This window comes from Hydrogenophaga sp., assembly GCF_035481345.1.
In the GTDB taxonomy this organism is placed as follows: Bacteria; Pseudomonadota; Gammaproteobacteria; order Burkholderiales; family Burkholderiaceae_C; genus Hydrogenophaga.
This window is the reverse complement of sequence record NZ_DATIGV010000081.1, coordinates 1-20,526: the sequence shown is the minus strand read 5'-3', so window position 1 is coordinate 20,526 and position 20,526 is coordinate 1. Positions and strand designations below refer to the sequence as shown.

Annotated in this window: 19 protein-coding genes and 1 pseudogene; 5 read left to right on the top strand and 15 right to left on the bottom strand. The window is 68.3% G+C overall.

Translation table 11 applies throughout. The features are described from left to right. Positions 1-96: 96 nt before the first annotated feature. Positions 97-759: a 16S rRNA (guanine(527)-N(7))-methyltransferase RsmG gene (gene rsmG, locus VLG41_RS08425; RefSeq protein ID WP_325348948.1), complete on the bottom strand. Its 663-nt coding sequence runs from the start codon at positions 757-759 to the stop codon at positions 97-99. Beyond that, positions 756-2,708, bottom strand: a complete 1,953-nt coding sequence (mnmG, locus tag VLG41_RS08420; RefSeq protein WP_325348947.1) for a tRNA uridine-5-carboxymethylaminomethyl(34) synthesis enzyme MnmG — start codon at positions 2,706-2,708, stop codon at positions 756-758. The genes rsmG and mnmG overlap by 4 nt, the downstream gene beginning before the upstream one ends. A 179-nt stretch (positions 2,709-2,887) precedes the next feature. On the opposite strand from mnmG, the gene VLG41_RS08415 reads away from it, so the two are divergent. From VLG41_RS08415 to VLG41_RS08400, 4 genes are all read left to right on the top strand, one after another. Beyond that, complete coding sequence (locus VLG41_RS08415; RefSeq protein ID WP_325348946.1) at positions 2,888-3,484, top strand: NAD(P)H-dependent oxidoreductase; 597 nt, start codon at positions 2,888-2,890, stop codon at positions 3,482-3,484. Positions 3,485-3,486: 2 nt separating this feature from the next. Continuing rightward, entirely contained in the window at positions 3,487-3,741 is a 255-nt protein-coding gene (locus VLG41_RS08410) for a YkgJ family cysteine cluster protein (RefSeq protein WP_325348945.1), read from the top strand. A gap of 73 nt (positions 3,742-3,814) precedes the next feature. Beyond that, entirely contained in the window at positions 3,815-4,006 is a 192-nt protein-coding gene (locus VLG41_RS08405) for a DUF2892 domain-containing protein (RefSeq protein ID WP_325348944.1), read from the top strand. Positions 4,007-4,103: 97 nt separating this feature from the next. Then, a complete protein-coding gene (locus VLG41_RS08400; RefSeq protein ID WP_325348943.1) occupies positions 4,104-4,874 on the top strand; it encodes a class II aldolase/adducin family protein in 771 nt (256 codons plus the stop codon). 9 nt (positions 4,875-4,883) lie between these two features. Here VLG41_RS08400 and VLG41_RS08395 read toward each other — a convergent pair whose 3' ends face one another. The 12 genes from VLG41_RS08395 to VLG41_RS08340 form a co-directional block, all read right to left on the bottom strand. Further along, on the bottom strand, positions 4,884-5,630 hold the full coding sequence (locus VLG41_RS08395; protein WP_325348942.1) for a hypothetical protein: 747 nt from the start codon (positions 5,628-5,630) through the stop codon (positions 4,884-4,886). Between the two features lie 36 nt (positions 5,631-5,666). Continuing rightward, positions 5,667-7,028 (bottom strand): type III glutamate--ammonia ligase, encoded by a 1,362-nt coding sequence (locus tag VLG41_RS08390; protein ID WP_325348941.1) that lies wholly within the window; start codon positions 7,026-7,028, stop codon positions 5,667-5,669. Then, positions 7,025-8,332: a 4-aminobutyrate--2-oxoglutarate transaminase gene (gabT, locus tag VLG41_RS08385; RefSeq protein WP_325348940.1), complete on the bottom strand. Its 1,308-nt coding sequence runs from the start codon at positions 8,330-8,332 to the stop codon at positions 7,025-7,027. Before gabT ends, VLG41_RS08390 begins: the two co-directional genes overlap by 4 nt. Before the next feature lie 108 nt (positions 8,333-8,440). After that, complete coding sequence (locus VLG41_RS08380; RefSeq protein ID WP_325348939.1) at positions 8,441-9,931, bottom strand: aldehyde dehydrogenase; 1,491 nt, start codon at positions 9,929-9,931, stop codon at positions 8,441-8,443. Positions 9,932-10,079: 148 nt separating this feature from the next. After that, positions 10,080-10,646, bottom strand: a complete 567-nt coding sequence (locus tag VLG41_RS08375) for a porin family protein (protein ID WP_325348938.1) — start codon at positions 10,644-10,646, stop codon at positions 10,080-10,082. A gap of 131 nt (positions 10,647-10,777) precedes the next feature. Then, a complete protein-coding gene (locus tag VLG41_RS08370) occupies positions 10,778-11,614 on the bottom strand; it encodes an ABC transporter permease (protein ID WP_325348937.1) in 837 nt (278 codons plus the stop codon). 11 nt (positions 11,615-11,625) lie between these two features. Beyond that, a complete protein-coding gene (locus VLG41_RS08365; RefSeq protein ID WP_325348936.1) occupies positions 11,626-12,531 on the bottom strand; it encodes an ABC transporter permease in 906 nt (301 codons plus the stop codon). Positions 12,532-12,543: 12 nt separating this feature from the next. Then, a complete protein-coding gene (locus tag VLG41_RS08360) occupies positions 12,544-13,641 on the bottom strand; it encodes an ABC transporter ATP-binding protein (protein ID WP_325348935.1) in 1,098 nt (365 codons plus the stop codon). A gap of 79 nt (positions 13,642-13,720) precedes the next feature. Continuing rightward, the gene (locus VLG41_RS08355) at positions 13,721-14,896 is read right to left on the bottom strand and encodes an extracellular solute-binding protein (RefSeq protein WP_325348934.1); all 1,176 of its coding nucleotides are present in this window, start codon (positions 14,894-14,896) and stop codon (positions 13,721-13,723) included. A 150-nt stretch (positions 14,897-15,046) separates the two neighbouring features. Further along, complete coding sequence (locus VLG41_RS08350; protein WP_325348933.1) at positions 15,047-16,486, bottom strand: aspartate aminotransferase family protein; 1,440 nt, start codon at positions 16,484-16,486, stop codon at positions 15,047-15,049. 15 nt (positions 16,487-16,501) lie between these two features. After that, positions 16,502-17,863, bottom strand: coding sequence for a glutamine synthetase family protein (locus VLG41_RS08345; protein ID WP_325348932.1), 1,362 nt, complete (start codon positions 17,861-17,863; stop codon positions 16,502-16,504). Between the two features lie 53 nt (positions 17,864-17,916). Beyond that, positions 17,917-18,717 (bottom strand): gamma-glutamyl-gamma-aminobutyrate hydrolase family protein, encoded by an 801-nt coding sequence (locus tag VLG41_RS08340; protein WP_325348931.1) that lies wholly within the window; start codon positions 18,715-18,717, stop codon positions 17,917-17,919. 108 nt (positions 18,718-18,825) lie between these two features. On the opposite strand from VLG41_RS08340, the gene VLG41_RS08335 reads away from it, so the two are divergent. Beyond that, complete coding sequence (locus tag VLG41_RS08335) at positions 18,826-20,313, top strand: PLP-dependent aminotransferase family protein (protein ID WP_325348930.1); 1,488 nt, start codon at positions 18,826-18,828, stop codon at positions 20,311-20,313. A gap of 54 nt (positions 20,314-20,367) precedes the next feature. On the opposite strand, the pseudogene VLG41_RS08330 reads toward VLG41_RS08335, so the two are convergent. Continuing rightward, positions 20,368-20,526 (bottom strand): annotated as a pseudogene (locus VLG41_RS08330) (FAD-dependent oxidoreductase); the annotation flags it as partial.

Genomic DNA, 20,526 nt, shown 5'->3' with positions numbered 1-20,526 from the left:
TAAGGAGGAGGACCGGCGCAGCCGGTCCGGGGGACATTCGCGGAACAGAGCGCCCTGGCGCCCGATCCTCGCGAAGCAGAGGCCTGAAACCCGCGGTCAGCCCATCCGCTCCCGCATCCACACAATGCACCGATCCGCGTTCAACCCCGGCACCGCCACCGGTTCCACGTGAAACACATCCACCGTCGGCGGCAAGGCCAGCAGCTCCTCCAGCGGGTGCTTGCCCTTCAAGGCCATCCACATGCCCCCGATCTGCAACGCCGAGCGCGACCATTCAACGAAGTCGACCAAGGACGAAAAGGCCCGGGACGTGATCACGTCGTAGCCCTCTTCCCCCCGCCCGCGGCTCAGCGACTCCACCCGCGCGTGCAGCCCGCGCAAGTTGACCAGTCCCAGAGAAGCCGACACCTGGCGCAGAAACGCCGCCTTCTTCGCCACCGTGTCCACACAGGTCACCTCCACCTGCGGGCAGGCGATGGCGATCACCACGCCGGGCAGACCAGCGCCCGAACCCACGTCGAGCAGACGAATAGGGCGGCCATCCGTCTCGCGCAGCAAGGGGCCGACCACCGCCAAGCTGTCGAGCAGGTGGTGGGTCAGCATCTCGGCGGGGTCTCGCACCGCCGTGAGGTTGTAGACCCGGTTCCACTTCTCGATCAGCTCCACGTAGTCGAGCAGCATGTTGATCTGCCCCTCATCGAGCGAGAGGTCCAGCACCTGCAGCCCGAGCTGCAGATCGTGTCGCAGCGCCTCCTTCATGGGGCCACGGACTCGGGCGCCGTGCGGGCCGACGCCAGGCCGCCGTACCCGCCCTTCTTCAGATGGATCAGCAGCAAGGAAATGCTCGCGGGGGTGATGCCCGAAATGCGCGAGGCCTGGCCCAGGGTTTCCGGCCGGTGCTTGGCCAGCTTCTGCCGCGCCTCGAAGGACAGGGAGCTGACCTTCAGGTAGTCGATGTCCGGTGGCAGCTTCATGTGCTCGTAGTGCGCGGCGCGCTCGACCTCGGCCTTTTGCCGGTCGATGTAGCCGCTGTACTTGGCTGCGATCTCCACCTGCTCGATCACCGGCTCGGCGAGATCTCCCAGGGTTTCACGTGAAACCATGTCGCTGGCAAAGGCGCCGCCGTTCATGCCGACGAGGGACGCATAGTCCACCCCGGGGCGACGCAACAGGTCGAAGAGGTTGTGCTCGTGCTCGATGGCCTTGCCCAGCACCCGCTCGCCCTCCTCGGCCGACAGGATTTTCGGGTTCACCCAGACCGACTTGAGGCGTTCGGTTTCACGTGAAACGGCGTCGCGCTTGCGGCTGAAGGCCTCCCAGCGCGCGTCGTCGACCAAGCCCAGCCGGCGGCCATCCTCGGTGAGGCGCATGTCGGCGTTGTCTTCGCGCAGCTGCAGGCGAAACTCGGCGCGGCTGGTGAACATGCGGTAGGGCTCGGTCACGCCCTGGGTGACGAGGTCGTCGACCAGCACGCCCAGGTACGCCTGGTCGCGCGAAGGCAACCAGGGCGCGTCGCCCCGGCACTGCAGGGCGGCGTTGATGCCCGCGAACAGGCCCTGGGCCGCGGCCTCCTCATAACCGGTGGTGCCGTTGATCTGGCCCGCGAAGAAGAGGCCACCGATCTGCTGTGTCTCGAAGCTGTTCTTGAGCGAGCGCGGGTCGAAGTAGTCGTATTCGATGGCGTAGCCGGGCCGCAGGATGTGGGCATTCTCCAGCCCGGGCATGCTGCGCACCAGCGCGTACTGGATGTCGAACGGCAGGCTGGTGGAAATGCCGTTGGGGTAGACCTCGTGCGTGGTCAGGCCCTCGGGCTCCAGGAAGATCTGGTGGCTGTCCTTGTCGGCGAAGCGGTTGATCTTGTCTTCCACGCTGGGGCAGTAGCGCGGCCCCACGCCTTCGATCTTGCCGGTGAACATGGGGCTGCGGTCGAAGCCGCTGCGGATGATCTCGTGCGTGCGCTCGTTCGTGTGCGTGATCCAGCAGGAGATCTGCTGCGGGTGCAGGCCCGCGTGGCCCATGAAGCTGAACACCGGCACCGGGTCCAGATCGCCCGGCTGCTCGGTGCATTTCGACCAGTCGATGGTGCGGCCGTCCAGCCGCGGCGGGGTGCCTGTTTTCAGCCGGCCTTGCGGCAGCTTCAGCTCCTTGAGCCGCGCCGACAGCGACACCGCCGGCGGGTCGCCCGCGCGCCCGGCGCTGTAGTTGTTCAGGCCCACGTGAATCTTGCCGTCCAGGAAGGTGCCCGCCGTCAGCACCACCGTGCGCGAGCGGAAGCAAATCCCCACTTGCGTCACTGCCCCCACCACGCGGTCGCCTTCCACCATCAGGTCGTCCACGGCCTGCTGGAACAGCCACAGGTTCGGCTGGTTCTCCAGCCGACGGCGAATGGCGGCCTTGTAGAGCACCCGGTCGGCCTGGGCGCGCGTGGCGCGCACGGCCGGGCCCTTGCTGCTGTTGAGGGTGCGGAACTGGATGCCGCCCTCATCCGTGGCGATGGCCATGGCCCCGCCGAGCGCGTCCACCTCCTTGACCAGGTGGCCCTTGCCGATGCCCCCGATGCTGGGGTTGCAACTCATCTGGCCCAGCGTCTCGATGTTGTGGGTGAGCACCAGCGTGGCACAGCCCATGCGAGCGGCCGCCAGAGCAGCTTCGGTCCCGGCGTGGCCGCCGCCGACGACGATGACATCGAATTCCTGGGGGTACAGCATCTTGAAGAACTCCAAAGCCCGCGGCGACACAGGGCCGGCGCGGGCGAACCCGGTATTGTCCCATCAAGGCGCATGCCCCGGTGGGAGACGGGGGCGGCCGATGACCGGCTCGTCCCGGCCCGTGCGGGGCCGCGTGTGCGCAGGATTCCGGCGCGGGAGCGGTGCCAGAATCCGCCCCCATGAGCACGCCGACCCCCCTCCTCGTCTTCGCGGGCAGTACCCGCGCCCAGTCCCACAACCGCAAGCTCGCCCGCATCGCCGCCGAGCTCGGCCGCGCCGCTGGCGCCCAGGTCACGCACCTGGAGTTGGCCGACTTCGAGCTGCCCCTCTACAACGCCGACCTGGAGGCCCGCGGCACCCCCGAGGCCGCGCGCCGGCTCAAGGAGATCTTCCACGCCCACCCGGCCTGGGTCATCTGCTCGCCCGAGTACAACGGCAGCTACACCGGCCTGCTCAAGAACACGCTCGACTGGGTGTCCAGCCCCATCAAGGGCGACCCCGACTGGTCCAGCGGTACCAAGCCCTTCGCGGGCAAGGTGGTGGGCCTGCTCAGCGCCTCGCCCGGTGCCCTGGGTGGGCTGCGCAGCCTGTCGCACCTGTCCCCACTGCTCTTGAATCTGCAGTGCTGGCTGACGCCCAAGCAGTACGCCCTGAGCAAGGCCGGCGAGGCCTTCGACGATCAGGGCCGGCTGATCAGCGGCCTGGCCCAGGCCGCCGTGCAAGGGGTCGTGGAGCAGGCCATCCACGGCGCGCGCAAGCTCAACGCGCCGGACTGATCGTGGACTGCCGTCCCGGCTGCGCCGCTTGCTGCATCGCGCCTTCGATCAGCAGTGCCCTGCCGGGCCTGCCGCACGGCAAGCCCGCCGGCCAGCCTTGCCCGCACCTGGACGAGGCCCTGCGCTGCCGGCTTTTCGGCCGGCCCGAGCGGCCTCTTGTCTGCGCCTCACTCAAGCCCACCGTTGAAATGTGTGGCAGCGAGCGCTCACATGCCATGCATTGGCTGCAAAGCCTTGAATCCGCGACGCGACCCTGATCTGGATCAAGTGCGGCGCCGGCGCCACGGCGTCCAATGCGGTGAACATCATCGTTCACTGATGGAGATCACCATGACCCGCAACGTCGGCGCCATCGACCGCAGCCTTCGCATCCTCGTCGGCCTCGTCCTCATCGCACTGGCCGCCACCGGCACCGTCGGCTGGTGGGGCTGGCTGGGCGCCTTGCCCCTGCTCACCGGCCTCGTCGGCTGGTGCCCGCCTTACGCGATGTTGGGCATCAGCACCTGCAAGACCCGCCGCTGACCGCACCGGCCTGTCGCTGGTCGGACAGCGCGGGCCGCGCCCCAGCGCCTAGAGTGCGTGCCACGCCGCCCCCGTGAGGCGACGCCGGAGACACGCCATGCACATCCCGTCCCTGAAAGAAGTCGTCAGCGCCGAAGAATGGGCGCTGCGCTGCGACCTCGCCGCCTGCTACCGCCTGGTGGCGGCCTACGGCTGGAGCGACCTCGTCTTCACCCACATCAGCGCCAAGCTGCCCGACAGCGTCACCGGCGGCGAGCACCACTTCCTCATCAACCCCTACGGGCTGATGTTCGACGAGATCACCGCCAGCAGCCTGGTGAAGGTGGACATGGCCTGCAACAAGCTGCACGACTCGCCCTTCCCGGTGAACCCGGCCGGCTTCGTCATCCACAGCGCCGTGCACGAGGCGCGGCCCGAGGCGCAGTGCGTGCTGCACACCCACACCCGCGCGGGCGTGGCGGTGAGCGCGCAGAAGCACGGCATCTTGCCCATCAGCCAGCAGAGCACCTTCGTGCTGGCCTCACTGGCCTACCACGCCTACGAGGGCGTGGCCTTCCGCCCGGACGAGAAGCCGCGCCTGCAGGCCGATCTGGGGACGGCCAACTACCTGGTGCTGCGCAACCACGGCCTGCTCACCGTGGGCCGCTCCATCGCCGACGCCTTCCTCTCGATGTACACCTTCGAGAACACCTGCCGCATCCAGATCGACGCGCTGGCCGGCGGCGGCGAACTCACCCAGGTGGACCCGCGCATCCTCGCGGGCATGGCCGACGTGATGCGCGTGGCCACCGCAGGCCAGGGCGCGCAGATCGCCTGGCCTGCGCTGCTGCGCAAGCTTGAGCGCATGGACCCGTCGTACCGGACCTGAGGCCGCGCCTCAGCGATCGGCCACGAAGGCGGCCATGCCCTCGAGCACGGTGCGCAGCCGCATCAACTCGCGCGAGCCGTCCAGCCGGCGTGACCAGGCCGCGATGCGCGAGACGCGCTGCAGGCGCGGCAGCAGGTGCGCGATGAAATCGCGCAGGGCGTGGGCCTGTCGCTCGTCGGCGCTGGCGTAGGCGTCCAGCACGGCGTGCACGGCCGACGGACCCAGCGGCTCGATCAACCGCGCCAGAGAGAGCAGCAGCTGCAGCACGTCGTAGCGCTGCACCATGCCCAGCGCCAGTCCGGGCACCAGGGGCTCCTCGAAATCCAGCCGCGCGAAGCGCTCACCGTCCCAGGTGATGTTGCGCGCCTGCGCGCCGCCGTGCCATTGCCCGCGCGCGTGGAACCCCGCCAGATCGGCGGCGGCCGCGCGCATCAGCGGCAGGCGTTCCTCGGGTGCGCGCTGGAACAGCAGGTGGTCCAGCGTGGGGCCCACGTCGCTCGTGATCAGGGTATCGCCATCGAAGCCGATCACACGCGGCACGTGTTCGCCCACGGCGGCCAGGGCCAGCAGGCGCTCGTGCTCGTGCGCCAGCAGCGCGCGCGGATTGGTCTGGCGCGCGGCCGCCCAGGGAATGGGCACACCCACGAAGTGCGCGAACAACCACACGCCGGCCGACTTGCGCCAGCTGCGCAGCGGGCGGTCGGTGGTCTTGGTCCAGGTACGGGTGCCGTCGGCGGCGGTGCTTGGTGAACTCACGCGGGCGATTATCCCGATCGCGCGCCCCCGCCCCGATCAGCCCTCGGCGTAGCGCGCCAGCTCCCAGTCGCTCACCTGCGCGTGGTACTCCGCCCACTCGGCGCGCTTGATCATCAGGTACTGCTCCAGCAGCGGCTCGCCCAGCGCGGTGCGCAGCGCGGCATCGCCCTGCAGCGCCAGCAGCGCGTCGTGCAGGTCGCGCGGCAAGCGCTCTGGCAAGGGCTCGCCGCGCGCATGCCGTTCGTACAGGTCGTCCTTGCAGGGCCTGGGTGCCACCAGGCCTTGGTCGATGCCATCGAGCCCCGCCGCCAGCGTGGCCGCCAGCGCCAGGTAGACGTTGCAGCTCGGGTCCGGCAGGCGCCACTCCAGCCGGCCCGCCACCGCGCGCAGCAGGCAGGTGCGGTTGTTCTCGCCGATGGCCTTCCACACCGGCGACCAGGTGGTGCCCGAGGCGCTGCGGCTCGCCGCCAGGCGCTTGTAGCTGTTGACCGTGGGCGCGCACAGCGCCGCCAAGGCGTCCGCGTGCTGCAGCAGACCGGCCGCGAAGCGCCAACCCGTCTCGCTCAGGCCCAGGGCACCCGCGCCATCGGCCATCAGCGCGCGGCCATCCGCGTCCGTCAGGCTCACGTGGAAATGCAGCCCACTGCCCGGCGCGCCCGCCAGCGGCTTGGGCATGGTGGAGAACACGCCGCCATGGCGCTCCGCCACGGCCTGTGCCGTCAGCTTGAAGAGCTGGTAGCGATCGGCCGCCGCGAGCGCGTCGTCGTGCCGGTAGTTGATCTCGTACTGGCCGATGGCGTCCTCGTGGTCCATCTGCTGCAGCTCGAAACCCAGCGCCGTGAGCGCCTGGCGCATGTCATCGAGGAAGCCCAGGTTGCGGCCGATGGACCGCAGGTCGTACGAGGGCTTGGCCAGCGTGTCCTGCGCGTCGGCCACGCCCCAGCGGCCGTCGGCGCCGCGCTTCAACAGGAAGAACTCGGGCTCGATACCCACCCACAGCGTCCAGCCGCGCTCGCTCAGGCGCGCCACCTGGCGCTTGAGCGCGCCGCGTGGGTCGGTGTCCAGCGGCTCGCCGCCGGCAAAGCCGTCGCACACCGCGTGCGCCACGCCGGGCATGAAAGGCAAGGGCCGCAGCGTCTGCGGCAGCACGCGGCCGAAGTACTCGCTGCGCGCGCCCATGCGCGGCAGGCCGGTGCCCACGATGCTGGGCCCCGCGAAGCCTGCGCCGGTGGTCACCGCATCGGCCAGGCACTCCAGCGGCACCAGCTTGCCCTTGGGCGTGCCCAGCAGATCGGTGAAAGTGGCCAGCACCGAATGCACGCCCTGGGCCCGCAGTTCGGCCGCGCGCGATTCCAGCGCATCGATCACCTGGCCCAGGCGCGCGGCGCTGTCGTTCAAGCGGCCACCTCGGCCAGGGCGGCGTCGAAGACCGACAGCCCCTCTTCGAACACCGCGTCCTCGATGGTCAGCGGGAACAGGAAGCGGACCACGTTGGCGTTGACGCCGCAGGTGAGCAGCAGCAGGCCGCGTTTCAAGGCCGCCATCTGCACCTGCTTCGTCATCTCGGCGTCGGGCGCACCGGTCTTCGGGTCCACGAACTCGCAGGCCACCATGGCGCCCAGGCCGCGCACGTCACCGATGCGCTTGTGCACGGCGCGCTTGGCGGCGAGGTAAGCGATGAGCTTGTCGCCCAGGTGCTGCGCGCGCTCCACGAGCTTTTCCTCCGCCATCACGTCCAGCACCGCGTGCGCCGCGGCAATGGCCAGGGGGTTGCCCGCGTAGGTGCCACCCAGCCCACCCGGTGCCGGGCCGTCCATCACGGCGGCTCGGCCGCACACCGCCGACAGCGTGGTCCCGCCGGCCAGGCTCTTGGCCAGCGTGATCAGGTCGGGCTTCACACCGTAGTGCTCCATGGCGAACATGCGCCCGGTGCGCGCGAAGCCGGTCTGCACCTCGTCGGCGATGAGCAGGATGCCGTGCGCGTCGCACAACTCGCGCAGCCACTTCACGGCCGCGGGCAGGATGGGGTTGAAGCCGCCCTCGCCCTGCACCGGTTCGAACACGATGGCCGCCACCCGCTTGGGCTCGATGTCGGCCTTGAACAGGTGCTCCATGGACTGCTTCGCCAGCTCGAAGGAGTCGGCGTGCATGGGAAAGGGCACGTGGTAGACCTCGGGCGGGAAAGGCCCGAAGCCCGCCTTGTAGGGCTGCACCTTGCCCGTGAGCGAGACCGCGAACAGGCTGCGGCCGTGGAAAGCGCCGCCGAAGGCAATGATGCCGCTGCGCCCCGTGGCCGCGCGCGCGATCTTCATCGCGTTCTCGATCGCCTCGGCACCGGTGGAGAAGAAGGCCGTCTTCACCGGCCCGTCGATGGGCACGATGGCGTTGATGCGCTCGGCCAGCGACACGTACTCGGCGTACGGCACCACCTGGTAGCAACTGTGCGTGAAGCGCTGCAACTGCGCCGCGATGGCGGCCTGCACCTTGGGGTGCACGTGGCCGGTGTTGAGCACCGCGATGCCGCCCGCGAAGTCGATGAAGCGGCGGCCTTCGATGTCCCACAGCTCGGCGTTCTTCGCGCGCTCGATGAAGAAATCGCCGAACACGCCCACGCCGCGCGGCGTGGCCGCGAGCCGGCGCTGGTGCCAGGCGGCGTTGGTGTGCGGGGCGTTCAGGTTCTCTGGTTTCTGCGGCGCATTCATGTGGCTCTCCTTCGCAGCGCGCACGGAGGCGCGAAATGTCTGGTCGAGGGCTGCGCGGAACCGGCTTTGCCGGGCCGCAGCGGCCGTTCCCCTCAGGGGGATACCGCGTCAGCGGTGCAGGGGGGAATCAATTCTTATCCAGGTGGTTTTCACCTCGGTGTACTTGCCGAACGCGTGCAGCGACTTGTCGCGGCCCACGCCGCTCTGCTTGAAGCCGCCGAAGGGCACGGTGATGTCGTCCTCGTCGTACTGGTTCACGTGCACCGTGCCCGCGCGCAGCGCGCGCGCCACGCCGTGCGCCTTGTTGATGTCGCGCGTCCACACCGCCGCCTGCAGGCCATAGATGTTGCTGTTCGCCTGCTTCACCACCTCGGCGGCGTCGGTGAAGGACAGCACCGACAGCACCGGCCCGAAGATCTCCTCGCGCGCGATGGTCATGTCGTTCTTCACGCCGTCGAAGATGGTGGGCAGCACGTAGCAGCCGCCCTTCACGGGCTCGGCCGCCTCGCCGCCCGCGAGCAGCTTCGCGCCCTCCTTCTTGCCGCTGTCGATGTAGCGCAGCACCGTGTCCATCTGCGTCTTGTCCACGATGGCGCCCATCACGGTGGACTTCTCCAGCGGGTTGCCCGGTTGGTACTGCGGCACCAGCTTCAGCGCCTTCTCCAGGAAGGCCTCCTTGATGGACGCTTCCACGAACAGGCGCGAGGGCGCGTTGCAGCTCTCGCCCTGGTTGAAGAAGATGCTGCCCACCGCGGCCTCCACGGCCTTGTCGATGTCGGGGCAATCGGCGAACACGATGTTGGGCGACTTGCCGCCCAGCTCCGTCCAGGCGCGCTTCAGATTGCTCTGGCCCGCCATCACGTGGATCTGCTTGCCCACGCGCGTGCTGCCGGTGAAGGCGATGCAATCCACGTCCATGTGCAGCGCCAGCGGGCTGCCGGCCTCGGGGCCGAAGCCCGGCACCACGTTGAACACGCCCGGCGGAATGCCGGCGGCCAGCGCGAGTTCGGCCAGGCGCAGCGCGGTCAGGGGGCTCTTCTCGCTGGGCTTCAAGACCACCGAGTTGCCCGCGGCCAGGGCCGGCGCGATCTTCCACGCCGCCATGATCATGGGGTAGTTCCAGGGCACGATCACGCCCACCACGCCCAGGGGCTCGCGCGTGATCAGGGCCAGCGCCGTGTCGGGCGTGGGCGCGATCTCGTCGTACACCTTGTCCACCGCCTCGCCGTACCAGCGGATGCAGTTGGCCGCGCTGTTCACGTCCACGGCGCGCGCGTAGCGAACGGGTTTGCCCATGTCGAGCGTCTCGGTCAGCGCGAGCTCGTCGGCGTGCTGCTGGATCTGGTCCGCGAAGGCCTGCATCACGCGCTTGCGTCTGGCCGGCGGCAGGCCGGCCCAGCGGCGGTCCTCGAAGGCGGCGCGCGCGGCCGACACGGCGGCATCGATGTCGGCCGCCTGCCCACGCGCCACGGGGGCCAGCAGGCGCCCGTCCACGGGCGAGAAGCAATCGAAGGTCTGGCCGTCGCGCGCGGCAATGCGCTCACCGTTGATGAAGGCGCGGCCGTCGAAGGACAGGGAAGGGAGCGAGGTGGTGGTCATGGTGCGGCGGGGTGGCAATCCGCCCCATGCTACGCCTCATCCCGAACGCCGCGAACATCCACTTTGTTCGGCCGCCCCCCGTCCACTGGGGAAGCGACGCCATGAAAAAGCCACCCGAAGGTGGCTTGCGTGACGGCGTGGCGCTGGCTCAGAAGCGCAGGCCGTAGGCCAGACCGAAGCCTTCGATCTTGGTGTCGTCCTTGTTGTAGAAGCTCGTCCAGCTGGCCTGGAGATAGGAGGTCTTGGACAGGTTGAAGTTGGCGCCGAAGCCATACGCCACGTTGGAGTCCTTCTCCGTCACGCTCAGGCCGGGCGCGGAGGTCTTGAGCTCGGTGTGCATCCAGCCGATGCGGCCGAAGAGCTCCACGGTGTCGCCGAGAGCGATGCTGGGGCGGGCGAACACGCCCACCATGGCGCCCAGCTTGACGTCAATGGGCAGGTCCACGCCGTTGTACTTGACGCCGTCCTTGCCGGCGCCGAAGCCCAGGAAGCCCTCAACGGCGAAGTTGGGGTGCGCCTGATAGCCGAAGACGCCGGACACGAGGCTGGGCGAGGCCTTTAGCGAATCGGCGCCGTTCGAGACCTTGAAGGTGGTCGCGGTGTAGCCGATTTCAGCGTACAGATTGGGGTTGGTGGCAGGGGCGGTTTGGGCCTGCGCGACAGACAAGGCCATCAGGCTGGCGGCGGCGACAAAGGCGAGCGGGGCGATTTTCATGGTCCGTTGATGGGTGATTGGAGAGGCTCTCCCGAAAGGAGAACCGCCGATCCTAGAACCTAAGTTCTACTTTCCAATCCCCCCGAAAGGCCTAGGCTGCGGCGGCGACGCCACAACCTGGCCAGCGTCGATCACCCCCGGATCGCCGCCGCCATCTCCCGCTCGCGCTTGCGCGTGGCCCGCGCCACCCACACCGCGTAGGCCACCACCACGATGGTCACCGTGACGATGAGGATCGTGGCCGCCGCGTAGATCGTCGGGTTGATGCCCCGGCGCGCGTAGCCGAAGATCACCTGCGGCAGCGTGCTCACGCCCGGACCGCTCAGGAATTCGGTGATCACCACGTCGTCGAACGACAGCGTGAACGCCAGCAGGAAGGCCGCCAGGATGGCCTGGAAGATGTTGGGCAGCGTGACCAGGAAGAACACCTGGTGCGGTCGCGCGCCCAGGTCCATGGCGGCCTCCTCGATCGAGCGGTCCATCTCCAGCAGGCGGCTCTGGATCACCACCATGCCGTAGGCCATGCCCAGCAGCGTGTGGCCCAGGATGATGGTGAGCATGCCGCGCTGCGGCCAGCCGAAGACGTTCTGGGCCCCCACGAACAGCAGCAGCAGCGACAGGCCGATGATCACCTCGGGCATGACCAGCGGCGCGTTCACCATGCCGCTGAACACCGTGCGGCCCAGAAAGCGCCGGTAGCGCACCAGCACGAAGGCCGCGAAGGTGGCCAGCACCGCCGACAGCAGCCCTGTGACCGCGGCGATCTTGAGCGAGAGGAAGAAGCCGTCGACGATCTTGCTGTCGTTGAGCAGGGCCTCGTACCAGCGCAGCGAGAAGCCGGTGAAGCGCGCGTCGGTGCGCGTGCTGTTGAACGAGAACAGCACCATGAAGGCCAGCGGCAGGTACAGGAAGCCGAAGACCACCAGCAGCCAGACTTTGCCGAAGTGCTTTTCGAGAAGGGGTTTCATGCCGGTCTCCTTCAGCGCTTCTCAGCCTGCTCGCCGGCGTACTTGTAGTAGAACGCCAGCGGAATCACGATGATCGCGATCATCACCACCGCCAGCGCGGTGGCCTTGGGCCAATCGTTGGCGGTGAACATCTCGTCCCACACCACGCGCCCGATCATGTAGTTCTCGGGTCCGCCCAGCAGCGATGGGATCACGAACTCGCCCACGCAGGGGATGAACACCAGCATGAAGCCCGCGATGATGCCGGCCTTGGACAGCGGCACGGTGACGAGCCAGAAGGCCTTGAACGGCGTGGTGCCCAGGTCGTAGGCGGCCTCCAGCAGGCGAAAGTCCATCTTCACCAGGTTGGCGTACAGCGGCAGGATCATGAAGGGCAGGTACACGTAGGTCATGCCCACGAGCATGGACACGTTGGTGTACAGCATGGGAATGGGCTCGCTGGTGATGCCAATGGCCATCATGAAGCGGTTGATCACGCCCTGGTCGGCCAGCAGGCCCTTCCACGCGTACACGCGCAGCAGGAAGGACGTCCAGAACGGCAGCATCACCAGCAGCAGCAGCGCGGGCCGCACACTGGCGGGCGAGCGCGCGATGAAGTACGCGAAGGGGTAGCCGATCACCAGGCAGAAGAGGGCCGTGAGCAGCGCGTACCAGATCGAGCGCAAATACGAGTCGATGTAGAGCGTACGAAACAGCGGCGCGCCCTCCTCCGTGCGGAAGATGTCGAGGTAGTTCTCGTACTTCAGGTGCAGCACGCCGCTGACGGGATCCCACAGCGGCTTGAAGGGGCTGATGTCGCCGCCCATGTCCACGAAGCTGATGTACAGCAGGATCAGGAAGGGCAGGAAGAAGAACAGCAACAGCCAGCCATAAGGCACGCCGATGACGAAGCGCTTGCCGGGCATGGGGAGGTTCATGGTCGCTCCCCTTCAGTCGCGCAGCACCACGCCCGCGGTGTCGGACCACCAGAAGTTCACCTCGTCCTCCCAGGTGATGTCGGAGAGGTCGTGGCGCGAGGTGTTGGCCTCCGTGATCTTCACGCGCTGGCCGTTGGCCGCCTGCACGATGAAGGTGTTGTGCGCGCCGAAATAAGCGATCTCCTTGACCTTGCCCCTGAACACATTGGGGCCGGCATCGGGCGGGGGCGGCTGTTTGCTGATCTCTATCTTCTCCGGCCGCACGGCCAGCGCCACCGGCATGCCCAGCGTGCCCGGCATGCCGTGGCCCACGTGGATCTCGCCGATGCCGCTTTCCACGGCGCAGCGGTCCGGCTCATCCACGCTGAGCTTGCCCTCGAACAGGTTCACGTTGCCGATGAAGTCGGCCACGAAGCGGTTCACCGGGTGCTCGTAGATCTCGGACGGCGTGCCCACCTGCAGCACACGGCCCTTGCTCATGATGGCGATGCGACTCGCCATGGTCATGGCCTCTTCCTGGTCGTGCGTCACCATCACGCAGGTCACGCCCACCTTCTCGATGATGTTCACCAGCTCGAACTGCGTCTGCTCGCGCAGCTTCTTGTCCAGCGCGCCCAGGGGTTCGTCCAGCAGCAGCAGCTTGGGCCGCTTGGCCAGGCTGCGCGCCAGGGCCACGCGCTGCTGCTGCCCGCCCGAGAGCTGATGCGGCTTGCGCTTGGCGAACGGCGTGAGCTGCACCAGCGCCAGCATCTCGTCGGTGCGCTGCTGGATCTCGGCCTTGGGCAGCCCCTCGCGCTTGAGTCCGAAGGCCACGTTCTCCCACACCGTCAGGTGCGGAAACAGCGCGTAGCTCTGGAACATCATGTTGACCGGCCGCTCGTAGGGCGGCACCGCGGCCACGTCCTGCCCGCCGAGCAGGATGCGCCCGGAGGTCGGCGTCTCGAAGCCCGCGAGCATGCGCAGCAGCGTGGACTTGCCGCAGCCCGAGCTGCCGAGCAGGGCGAAGATCTCGCCCTTGCGGATGGACAAGGACACCTCGTCGACGGCCAGCGCTTCATCGAAGCGCTTGACCACCTTCTCGGTCACCAGGTAGCCGGGGGTTTCGGACATGAATGGGCCTCCAGAAAGCGAAGGGGCTGTTCGTCCTGGTGGATGAACAGCCCCGGTGTGCGCCGAGCGAGCGTCGGACTTACTTGCCGCGCTTGAACGCGTTATAGGTGTCGTTGACCACGCCCGAGGCCTCGTTGGAGAAGCCGCCGGTGGGGATCAGGCGCGCCGTGTCTTCGGGGCCCAGGAAGATGGTGTTGTTGCTCTTCACCTCGTCCTTGATGTCGGGCAGCGCGGCCTTGTTGCCGGTGGGGTAGTTCATCTCGTTGGCCATGGCGGCGGCGTTGGCGGCGCGCAGGTAGAAGTCGATGAACACGTGGGCGTTGTTCACGTGCTTGGCGTCCTTGGGGATCGCCATGGTGTCGATGAACACCAGGCCGCCGCCGGTGGGCAGCAGGGGCACGATCTCGTCCTTGCCACCGGTTTCCTTCACGCGGTCGGCAGCGATGTTGATGTCGCCCGACCAGCCGATGAAGGCGCAGGCCTTGCCGCTGGCGATGTCGTCGATCATGGTGCTGGAGAACAGGCGCACGTCCTTGCGCACCTTCATCAGCATCTCACGCGCGGCCTTGAAGTCCTCGGGGTTCTCGCTGTACGGCGGCTTGCCCACGTAGTGCAGCGCCACGGGCAGGATCTCGCTGGGCGAATCCAGGTAGGCGATGCCGCAGGAGCGCAGCTTGCTCGAGTACTCGGGCTTGAACACCAGGTCCCAGGCGTTCTCGGGCATGGCCATGCCGCCCAGGGCCTTTTCCACCTTCTGCTTGTTGATGCCCACGGTGGTGAAGCCCCAGGCCCAGGGCACCAGGTGCTTGTTCTCGGGGTCCACGCCCGCGATCTTGCTCATGAAGTCCGGGTCGAGGTTGCCGTAGTTCGTGAGCTTGCTCTTGTCGATGGGCTGGTACAGGCCGCCGTCGATCTGCTTCTTGGCGAAGCCGGCGGTGGGGATCACGATGTCGTAGCCCGAATTGCCGGCCACCAGCTTGGCGTGCAGGGCCTCGTTGTTCTCGAAGGTGTCGTAGTTCACCTTCACGCCGTACTCCTTCTCGAAGTCGGCGATCAGGCTCTCGGTGATGTAGTCGGGCCAGTTGTAGACGTTGAGGACCTTCTCATCGTCGAGCACCGGGCCGGCGGGGGCCGGTGCGGGCGCCGGGGCGGTGGCCACCGGGGCGGGCGCGGGGGCAGGAGCGGGCTCCTCCTTCTTGCCGCAGGCGGCGACCATCACGGCCGCCATCGCGAGAACCAGAACGTGCTTCTTCATGGTGTTGCTCACTCCAAAGGAGGGGGTTAGGACCAAAACCGCTCATGCGTGGCGGCTGATGACCCGCTCGGGGCATGCAAGTTCCAGACCCGGGAAGCCCGTTTCCAGTGACCGCCGCACCCCGAAATAGGGGATCGGCGGCCATTCTAGTCACGCGTGCAGGCCTTTTTCGCGCAATTCGGCGAGCGTGTCGTCCAGGCAGCGCCGGATCAGCGCCACCATCTCGTCGATCTGCTCGCGCGTCATCACCAGCGGCGGCGCGATGATCATGCGGTCGCCCACGGCGCGCATGATCAGTCCGTTCCTGAAGCAGTGGGCGCGGCACATCATGCCGACCGCGAGCTCGGGGTCGTACACCGCCTTCGAGGCCTTGTCCTTCACCAGCACCAGCCCGGCCACGAAGCCGCAGGTCTCGGCCAGGCCCACCAGCGGGTGTTCGGCGATCTCGGCGAAGCGCCTGGCCAGGTAGGGCGCCAGGTCCTCGCGCACCTTGCGCGGCAGGTCCTCGCGCTCCATCAGCTCCAGGTTGGCCAGACCCACGGCGCAGGCCACGGGGTGGCCGCTGTAGGTGTAGCCGTGGTTGAACTCGCCGCCCTTGTCGATGAGCACCTTCGCCACGCGGTCGCCCACCATCACGCCGCCCAGGGGGATGTAGCCGCTGGTCACGCCCTTGGCGAAGGTCACCAGGTCCGGCCGGTAGCCGAACTTCTCGTAGGCGAACCAATACCCCAGGCGGCCGAAGGCGCAGATCACCTCGTCGCTGATGAGCAGGATGCCGTACTGGTCGACGATGCGCTGGATCTCGGGCCAGTAGGTGGCGGGCGGGATGATCACGCCGCCCGCGCCCTGCACCGGCTCGGCGATGAAGGCCGCCACCTTGTCGGCGCCGATCTCCAGGATCTTTTCCTCCAGCGCGCGCGCGGCGCGCAGGCCGAAATCGGCTTCGCTCTCGCCGGGTTTGCCGTTCTCGAAGAAGTAGGGCTGGTCGATGTGCACGATGCCCGGGATCGGCAGATCGCCCTGCGCGTGCATGCCGCCCATGCCGCCCAGCGATGCCCCGGCCATGGTGGAGCCGTGGTACGCGTTGTGGCGGCCGATGATGGTCTTGCGCTGCGGCTGGCCCATCAGGTCCCAGTAGCGGCGCACCAGGCGCACGTTGGTGTCGTTGCTCTCGCTGCCGCTGGAGCTGAAGAAGACATGCTCGAACTTGCGGCCCTTCACCTCGGGCGCCAGCGCCGCCAGCTTGGCCGCCAGTTGCACCGCCGGCACGTTGGTGGTCTGGAAGAAGCTGTTGTAGTAGGGCAGCGTCATGAGCTGCTGGTAGGCCGCGTCGGCCAGCTCCTTGCGCCCGTAGCCCGCGTTCACGCACCACAGGCCACTCATCGCGTCCAGGATCTTGTGGCCCTCCGAGTCCCAGATGTAGATGCCCTGGGCCTGCGTGATCACGCGCGCGCCGCGCGTGGCCAGGTCACCGTGGTCGGTGAAGGGGTGGATGTAGTGCGCGCTGTCCAGCGCCTGGATGGCCTTGGTGTCGTGCTGCTCGGCGCGGCGCACCAGCGCGGGCGGGGCGATCAGGGGGTTCGGGTTCATCGCGGGAATTCCAGGTCAGACATGCAGGAGGAGGTGTTCGCGCTCCCAGGGCGAGATGACCTTCATGAACTCGTCGAACTCGAGTTCCTTGATCTCGGTGTAGATGGTCACGAACTCGTGGCCCAGCACCTCGTGCAGGTCGGGCTCGCGGCGCAGCCAGTCCAGGGCCTCGCCCAGGCTGCGCGGCAGCGCGTAGGGCGAGAGGTAGGCGTCGCCCTTCATCTCGGGCTTGGGCTTGATCTTGTTCTTCATGCCCAGGTAGCCGCAGGCGAGGGTCATGGCCATGGCCACGTAGGGGTTGGCGTCGGCGCCGATCACGCGGTTTTCCACCCGGCGCGCCTCGGGCGAGGCGATGGGCGAGCGGATGCCCACCGTGCGGTTGTCGTGGCCCCACTCGATGTTGATCGGCGCGGCCGTGTGGCGCGACAGGCGCCGATAGCTGTTCACGTAGGGCGCCACCAGGGCCATGGCGGCCGGGATGTAGCGCTGCAGGCCGCCGATGTAGTGGAAGAACTCGTCGGAGGCCGTGCCGTCGGCGTTGCTGAAGATGTTCTGGCCCGTGGCCTTGTTCAGCACGCTCTGGTGCATGTGCATGGCGCTGCCCGGCTCGCCCGCGATGGGCTTGGCCATGAAGGTGGCGTACATGTCGTGGCGCAGCGCGGCCTCGCGCACGGTGCGCTTGAAGAAGAAGACCTCATCGGCCAGGCCCAGCGGGTGGTCGTGGAAGAAGTTGATCTCCATCTGACCCGCGCCGATCTCGTGGATCAGCGTGTCCACGTTCAGGCCCATGAGGTTGCAGTACTCGTAGATCTCCTCGAACAGCGGGTCGAACTCGTTCACCGCGTCGATGGAGTAGGCCTGGCGCGAGGTCTCGGCGCGCCCGCTGCGGCCGATGGGCGGGCGCAGCAGCGTGTTCGGGTCGGTGTTGCGCGCGGTCAGGTAGAACTCCAGCTCGGGCGCGATCACCGGGTCCCAGCCCTCGGCCTCGTACAGGCCGCAGATGCGGCGAAGCACGCTGCGTGGCGCGTAGGGCACCAGCTTGCCCTTGTGGTCGAAGCAGTCGTGGATGACCTGCGCCGTCGGGTCCGTGGCCCAGGGCACGATGCGCACCGTGGTCGGGTCGGGGCGCAACTGCATGTCGCGGTCGGTAGGCTCCACCACGTCGTAATACGGCCCGCTGGCCGGCTGCTCGCCCGTCACGCTCATGGCCACGATGGCGTGCGGCAGGCGCATGCCGCGGTCCTCGGTGAATTTCTCGCGCGGCAGGATCTTGCCGCGCGCCACGCCGGTCAGGTCGGGCACCAGGCATTCCACCTCGGTCACGCGGTGCTCATTGAGCCAGCTCTCCAGCTCGTTGAAGTTCTTGGGGGCGCTCATGGCCGTTCCTCGGGTTGGTTTCGGTTCGGGTGTTCAGGGTACGTGAATCGAACCTACCCGGGCTGGCTGCGCGCCAGGTCGTTCGCCTGCAGACGCAGGCTGCGCCGCTGGCGGCAGGCGCGGCCGAAGGCCTCGAAGATGTTGGCGTAGAAGGGTGTTTCCCAGCAGCGCCACTCGGGGTGCCACTGCATGGCGTAGGCGAAGGTGCGCGCGCCCTTCACCCAGAAGGCCTCGATCAGGCCGTCCGGCGCCCAGGCCAGCGGCGTCAGGCCCTCGGCCAGCCGCGCGATGCCCTGACCGTGCAGGGAATTCACCTCGGCCTCGGTGCCGCCGGCCCACTCGGCCATCACGCTGTCGGGGGCGATGCGGATCGGGTGGCGCGGCGCGTACTGTTCGTCGGGCGGCGCGTTCTTGGGCTCGCGGTGATCGTTCATGCCGGGCACCTGGTGCACGCGCTGGTAGAGCGCGCCGCCCAGGGCCACGTTGATCTCCTGGAAGCCGCGGCACACGCCCAGCAGCGGCACGCCCTGGTGCACGCAGGCCTTCACCAGCGCCAGGGTGAGCAGGTCGCGGTCCTGGTCGAGCGGCAGGCTGGGGTCGGCCACCTCCTCCTGGAAGTGCGAGGGATGCACGTTCGACGGCGATCCAGTGAGCATCACCCCGTCGACCATGCCGAGCAGCTCATCGATCTGCTCGACCTCGGCCAGGGGAAACATCACCGGCTGGGCCTGGGCGCCGACCTTCACGGCCCGCGCGTACTTGTCGCCCAGCAGCAGAAAAGGCATCTGGTGCCCGTGGTCGCCCAGCAGTCGGTGGTCGGCGGGCAGCCAGACCATGCATGGCGGCTTGTTCATGGGTTCTCCACACTTTCTCGGGGCATTGTGGTCGGCGAATTGGATCACAATGGGGGCCAGTTGTGCCCATCTCGTGGTGCCACTTACCCTGCTCCGGTACACCTGCCCATGCTGTCCGAACACCTGCTGGCCGAAATGAACCGCCTGGGCGCGCAAGACGCCCTGCCCCTGCACCGCCAGCTCTACGAGGCCCTGCGCCGCGCCATGCTGGACGGCAAGCTCGGCGCCGGCGAGCGCCTGCCCTCCAGCCGGGACCTCGCGCAAGACCTGAACCTCTCGCGCAACACCGTGGTGGCCGCCATCAACCAGCTCAGCGTGGAGGGCTACCTGGCCAGCCGCGTGGGCAGCGGCACCTACGTGAACGACCACGTGCCGCGCAGTGGTCTCTCGCGCGGCCCGCGCGCACCGGGCCAGGCGCCGCAGCACCAGCCGGCGCGCCTGTCCTCTCGCGGGCATTCGCTGGCGCATGAGTACAGTGCCGGCGCGCTGGAGGTCCAGCCCTTCACCCCCGGCATCGCCGACTTCTCGGCCTTTCCGCTCACGCTGTGGCAGCGGCTGCAGAACAAGCACTGGCGCATGACCTACCCGGACATGCTCGACTACAACACCTCGGGCGGCTACGCGCCGCTGCGCCGCGCCATCGCCGACTACCTGCGGGTCTTTCGCAGCGTGCAGCTCGACGCCGACCAGGTCATCGTCACCACCGGCACGCAGCAGTCGCTGGAGCTCTGCGCGCGCCTGCTGGCCGACCACGGCGACACCGTGTGGGTGGAGGACCCGGCCTACTGGGGCGCCATGAAGGCCTTCATCGCCACCGGCCTGGCCGTGCACCCAGTGGCGGTGGACGAACAGGGCATCAGCCCCACGCCGGCCGACGATTCGAAGCCGCCGCGCCTGATCTACGTCACGCCCTCACACCAGTACCCCATGGGCGCGGTCATGTCGCTGGCGCGGCGCCACCAGTTGCTGGCCACGGCGCGCGCGCACGGCGCCTGGGTGATCGAGGACGACTACGACAGCGAGTACCGCTTCAGCGGCCCGCCGCTGTCCAGCCTGGAAGGCCTGGACCCGGACGGGCGCGTGCTCTACATGGGCACCTTCTCCAAGGTGCTCTACCCCGGCCTCAAGCTGGGCTACCTGGTGGTGCCCAAGGGCCTGGTCGAGGCCTTCCGCCAGGCGCACTACGACCTCAACCGCCCGGGCCAGATGCCCACACAGGCGGCACTGGCCGAGTTCATCGAGATGGGCCACTTCGCCAGCTCGCTGCGCCGCGCGCGCCAAACCTACGCCGAGCGCCGCCAATGCCTGCTGGAGGCGCTCAAGCCCGTGCTGGGCGAGGGCCCGGACGCGCCGCGCATCAGCGGTGCCGAACAGGGGCTGCACCTGTGCCTGCGCCTGCCGCTGGCGGTGGACGACCAGGCCATCGCGCGCCGCCTGGCGCAGCAGGGCCTGACCGTGCGGCCGCTCTCGGCCTATTGCCTGCAGCGGCAGGATCTGCGTGGGTTGGTCATCGGCTATGGCTATGCGGCGCTGGAGGAGATCCGGCGCTGCGGGCCGGTAGTGGCGGCGGCGGTGCGACAGGCAATGCCGAACTGATCCACCCGGCTCTTACAAATCCAAGGTTGAATTTCAGCTTGGTAAAACCGCGCGTCACATCGCGTCGCGCAAGCGGTGCCACAGCATCCCCAGCGCCAGGCTGGGCGTGCGCAGCAGCGCGCCGCCGGGGAAGCGGCGGTGCTTCAGGCGCGCGTACAGGTCGAAGCGGCCCGCCTGGCCCAGCACCGCCTCGGCCACCAGTTGCCCGGCCAG

Excerpts from the sequence above, each read along its gene's own strand:
- rsmG (WP_325348948.1), bottom strand. The coding sequence starts at position 759 with ATGAAGGAGGCGCTGCGACACGATCTGCAGCTCGGGCTGCAGGTGCTG.
- mnmG (WP_325348947.1), bottom strand. The coding sequence starts at position 2,708 with ATGCTGTACCCCCAGGAATTCGATGTCATCGTCGTCGGCGGCGGCCAC.
- VLG41_RS08415 (WP_325348946.1), top strand. The coding sequence starts at position 2,888 with ATGAGCACGCCGACCCCCCTCCTCGTCTTCGCGGGCAGTACCCGCGCC.
- VLG41_RS08405 (WP_325348944.1), top strand. The coding sequence starts at position 3,815 with ATGACCCGCAACGTCGGCGCCATCGACCGCAGCCTTCGCATCCTCGTC.
- VLG41_RS08400 (WP_325348943.1), top strand. The coding sequence starts at position 4,104 with ATGCACATCCCGTCCCTGAAAGAAGTCGTCAGCGCCGAAGAATGGGCG.
- gabT (WP_325348940.1), bottom strand. The coding sequence starts at position 8,332 with ATGAATGCGCCGCAGAAACCAGAGAACCTGAACGCCCCGCACACCAAC.
- VLG41_RS08380 (WP_325348939.1), bottom strand. The coding sequence starts at position 9,931 with ATGACCACCACCTCGCTCCCTTCCCTGTCCTTCGACGGCCGCGCCTTC.
- VLG41_RS08375 (WP_325348938.1), bottom strand. The coding sequence starts at position 10,646 with ATGAAAATCGCCCCGCTCGCCTTTGTCGCCGCCGCCAGCCTGATGGCC.
- VLG41_RS08370 (WP_325348937.1), bottom strand. The coding sequence starts at position 11,614 with ATGAAACCCCTTCTCGAAAAGCACTTCGGCAAAGTCTGGCTGCTGGTG.
- VLG41_RS08365 (WP_325348936.1), bottom strand. The coding sequence starts at position 12,531 with ATGAACCTCCCCATGCCCGGCAAGCGCTTCGTCATCGGCGTGCCTTAT.
- VLG41_RS08360 (WP_325348935.1), bottom strand. The coding sequence starts at position 13,641 with ATGTCCGAAACCCCCGGCTACCTGGTGACCGAGAAGGTGGTCAAGCGC.
- VLG41_RS08355 (WP_325348934.1), bottom strand. The coding sequence starts at position 14,896 with ATGAAGAAGCACGTTCTGGTTCTCGCGATGGCGGCCGTGATGGTCGCC.
- VLG41_RS08350 (WP_325348933.1), bottom strand. The coding sequence starts at position 16,486 with ATGAACCCGAACCCCCTGATCGCCCCGCCCGCGCTGGTGCGCCGCGCC.
- VLG41_RS08345 (WP_325348932.1), bottom strand. The coding sequence starts at position 17,863 with ATGAGCGCCCCCAAGAACTTCAACGAGCTGGAGAGCTGGCTCAATGAG.
- VLG41_RS08340 (WP_325348931.1), bottom strand. The coding sequence starts at position 18,717 with ATGAACAAGCCGCCATGCATGGTCTGGCTGCCCGCCGACCACCGACTG.
- VLG41_RS08335 (WP_325348930.1), top strand. The coding sequence starts at position 18,826 with ATGCTGTCCGAACACCTGCTGGCCGAAATGAACCGCCTGGGCGCGCAA.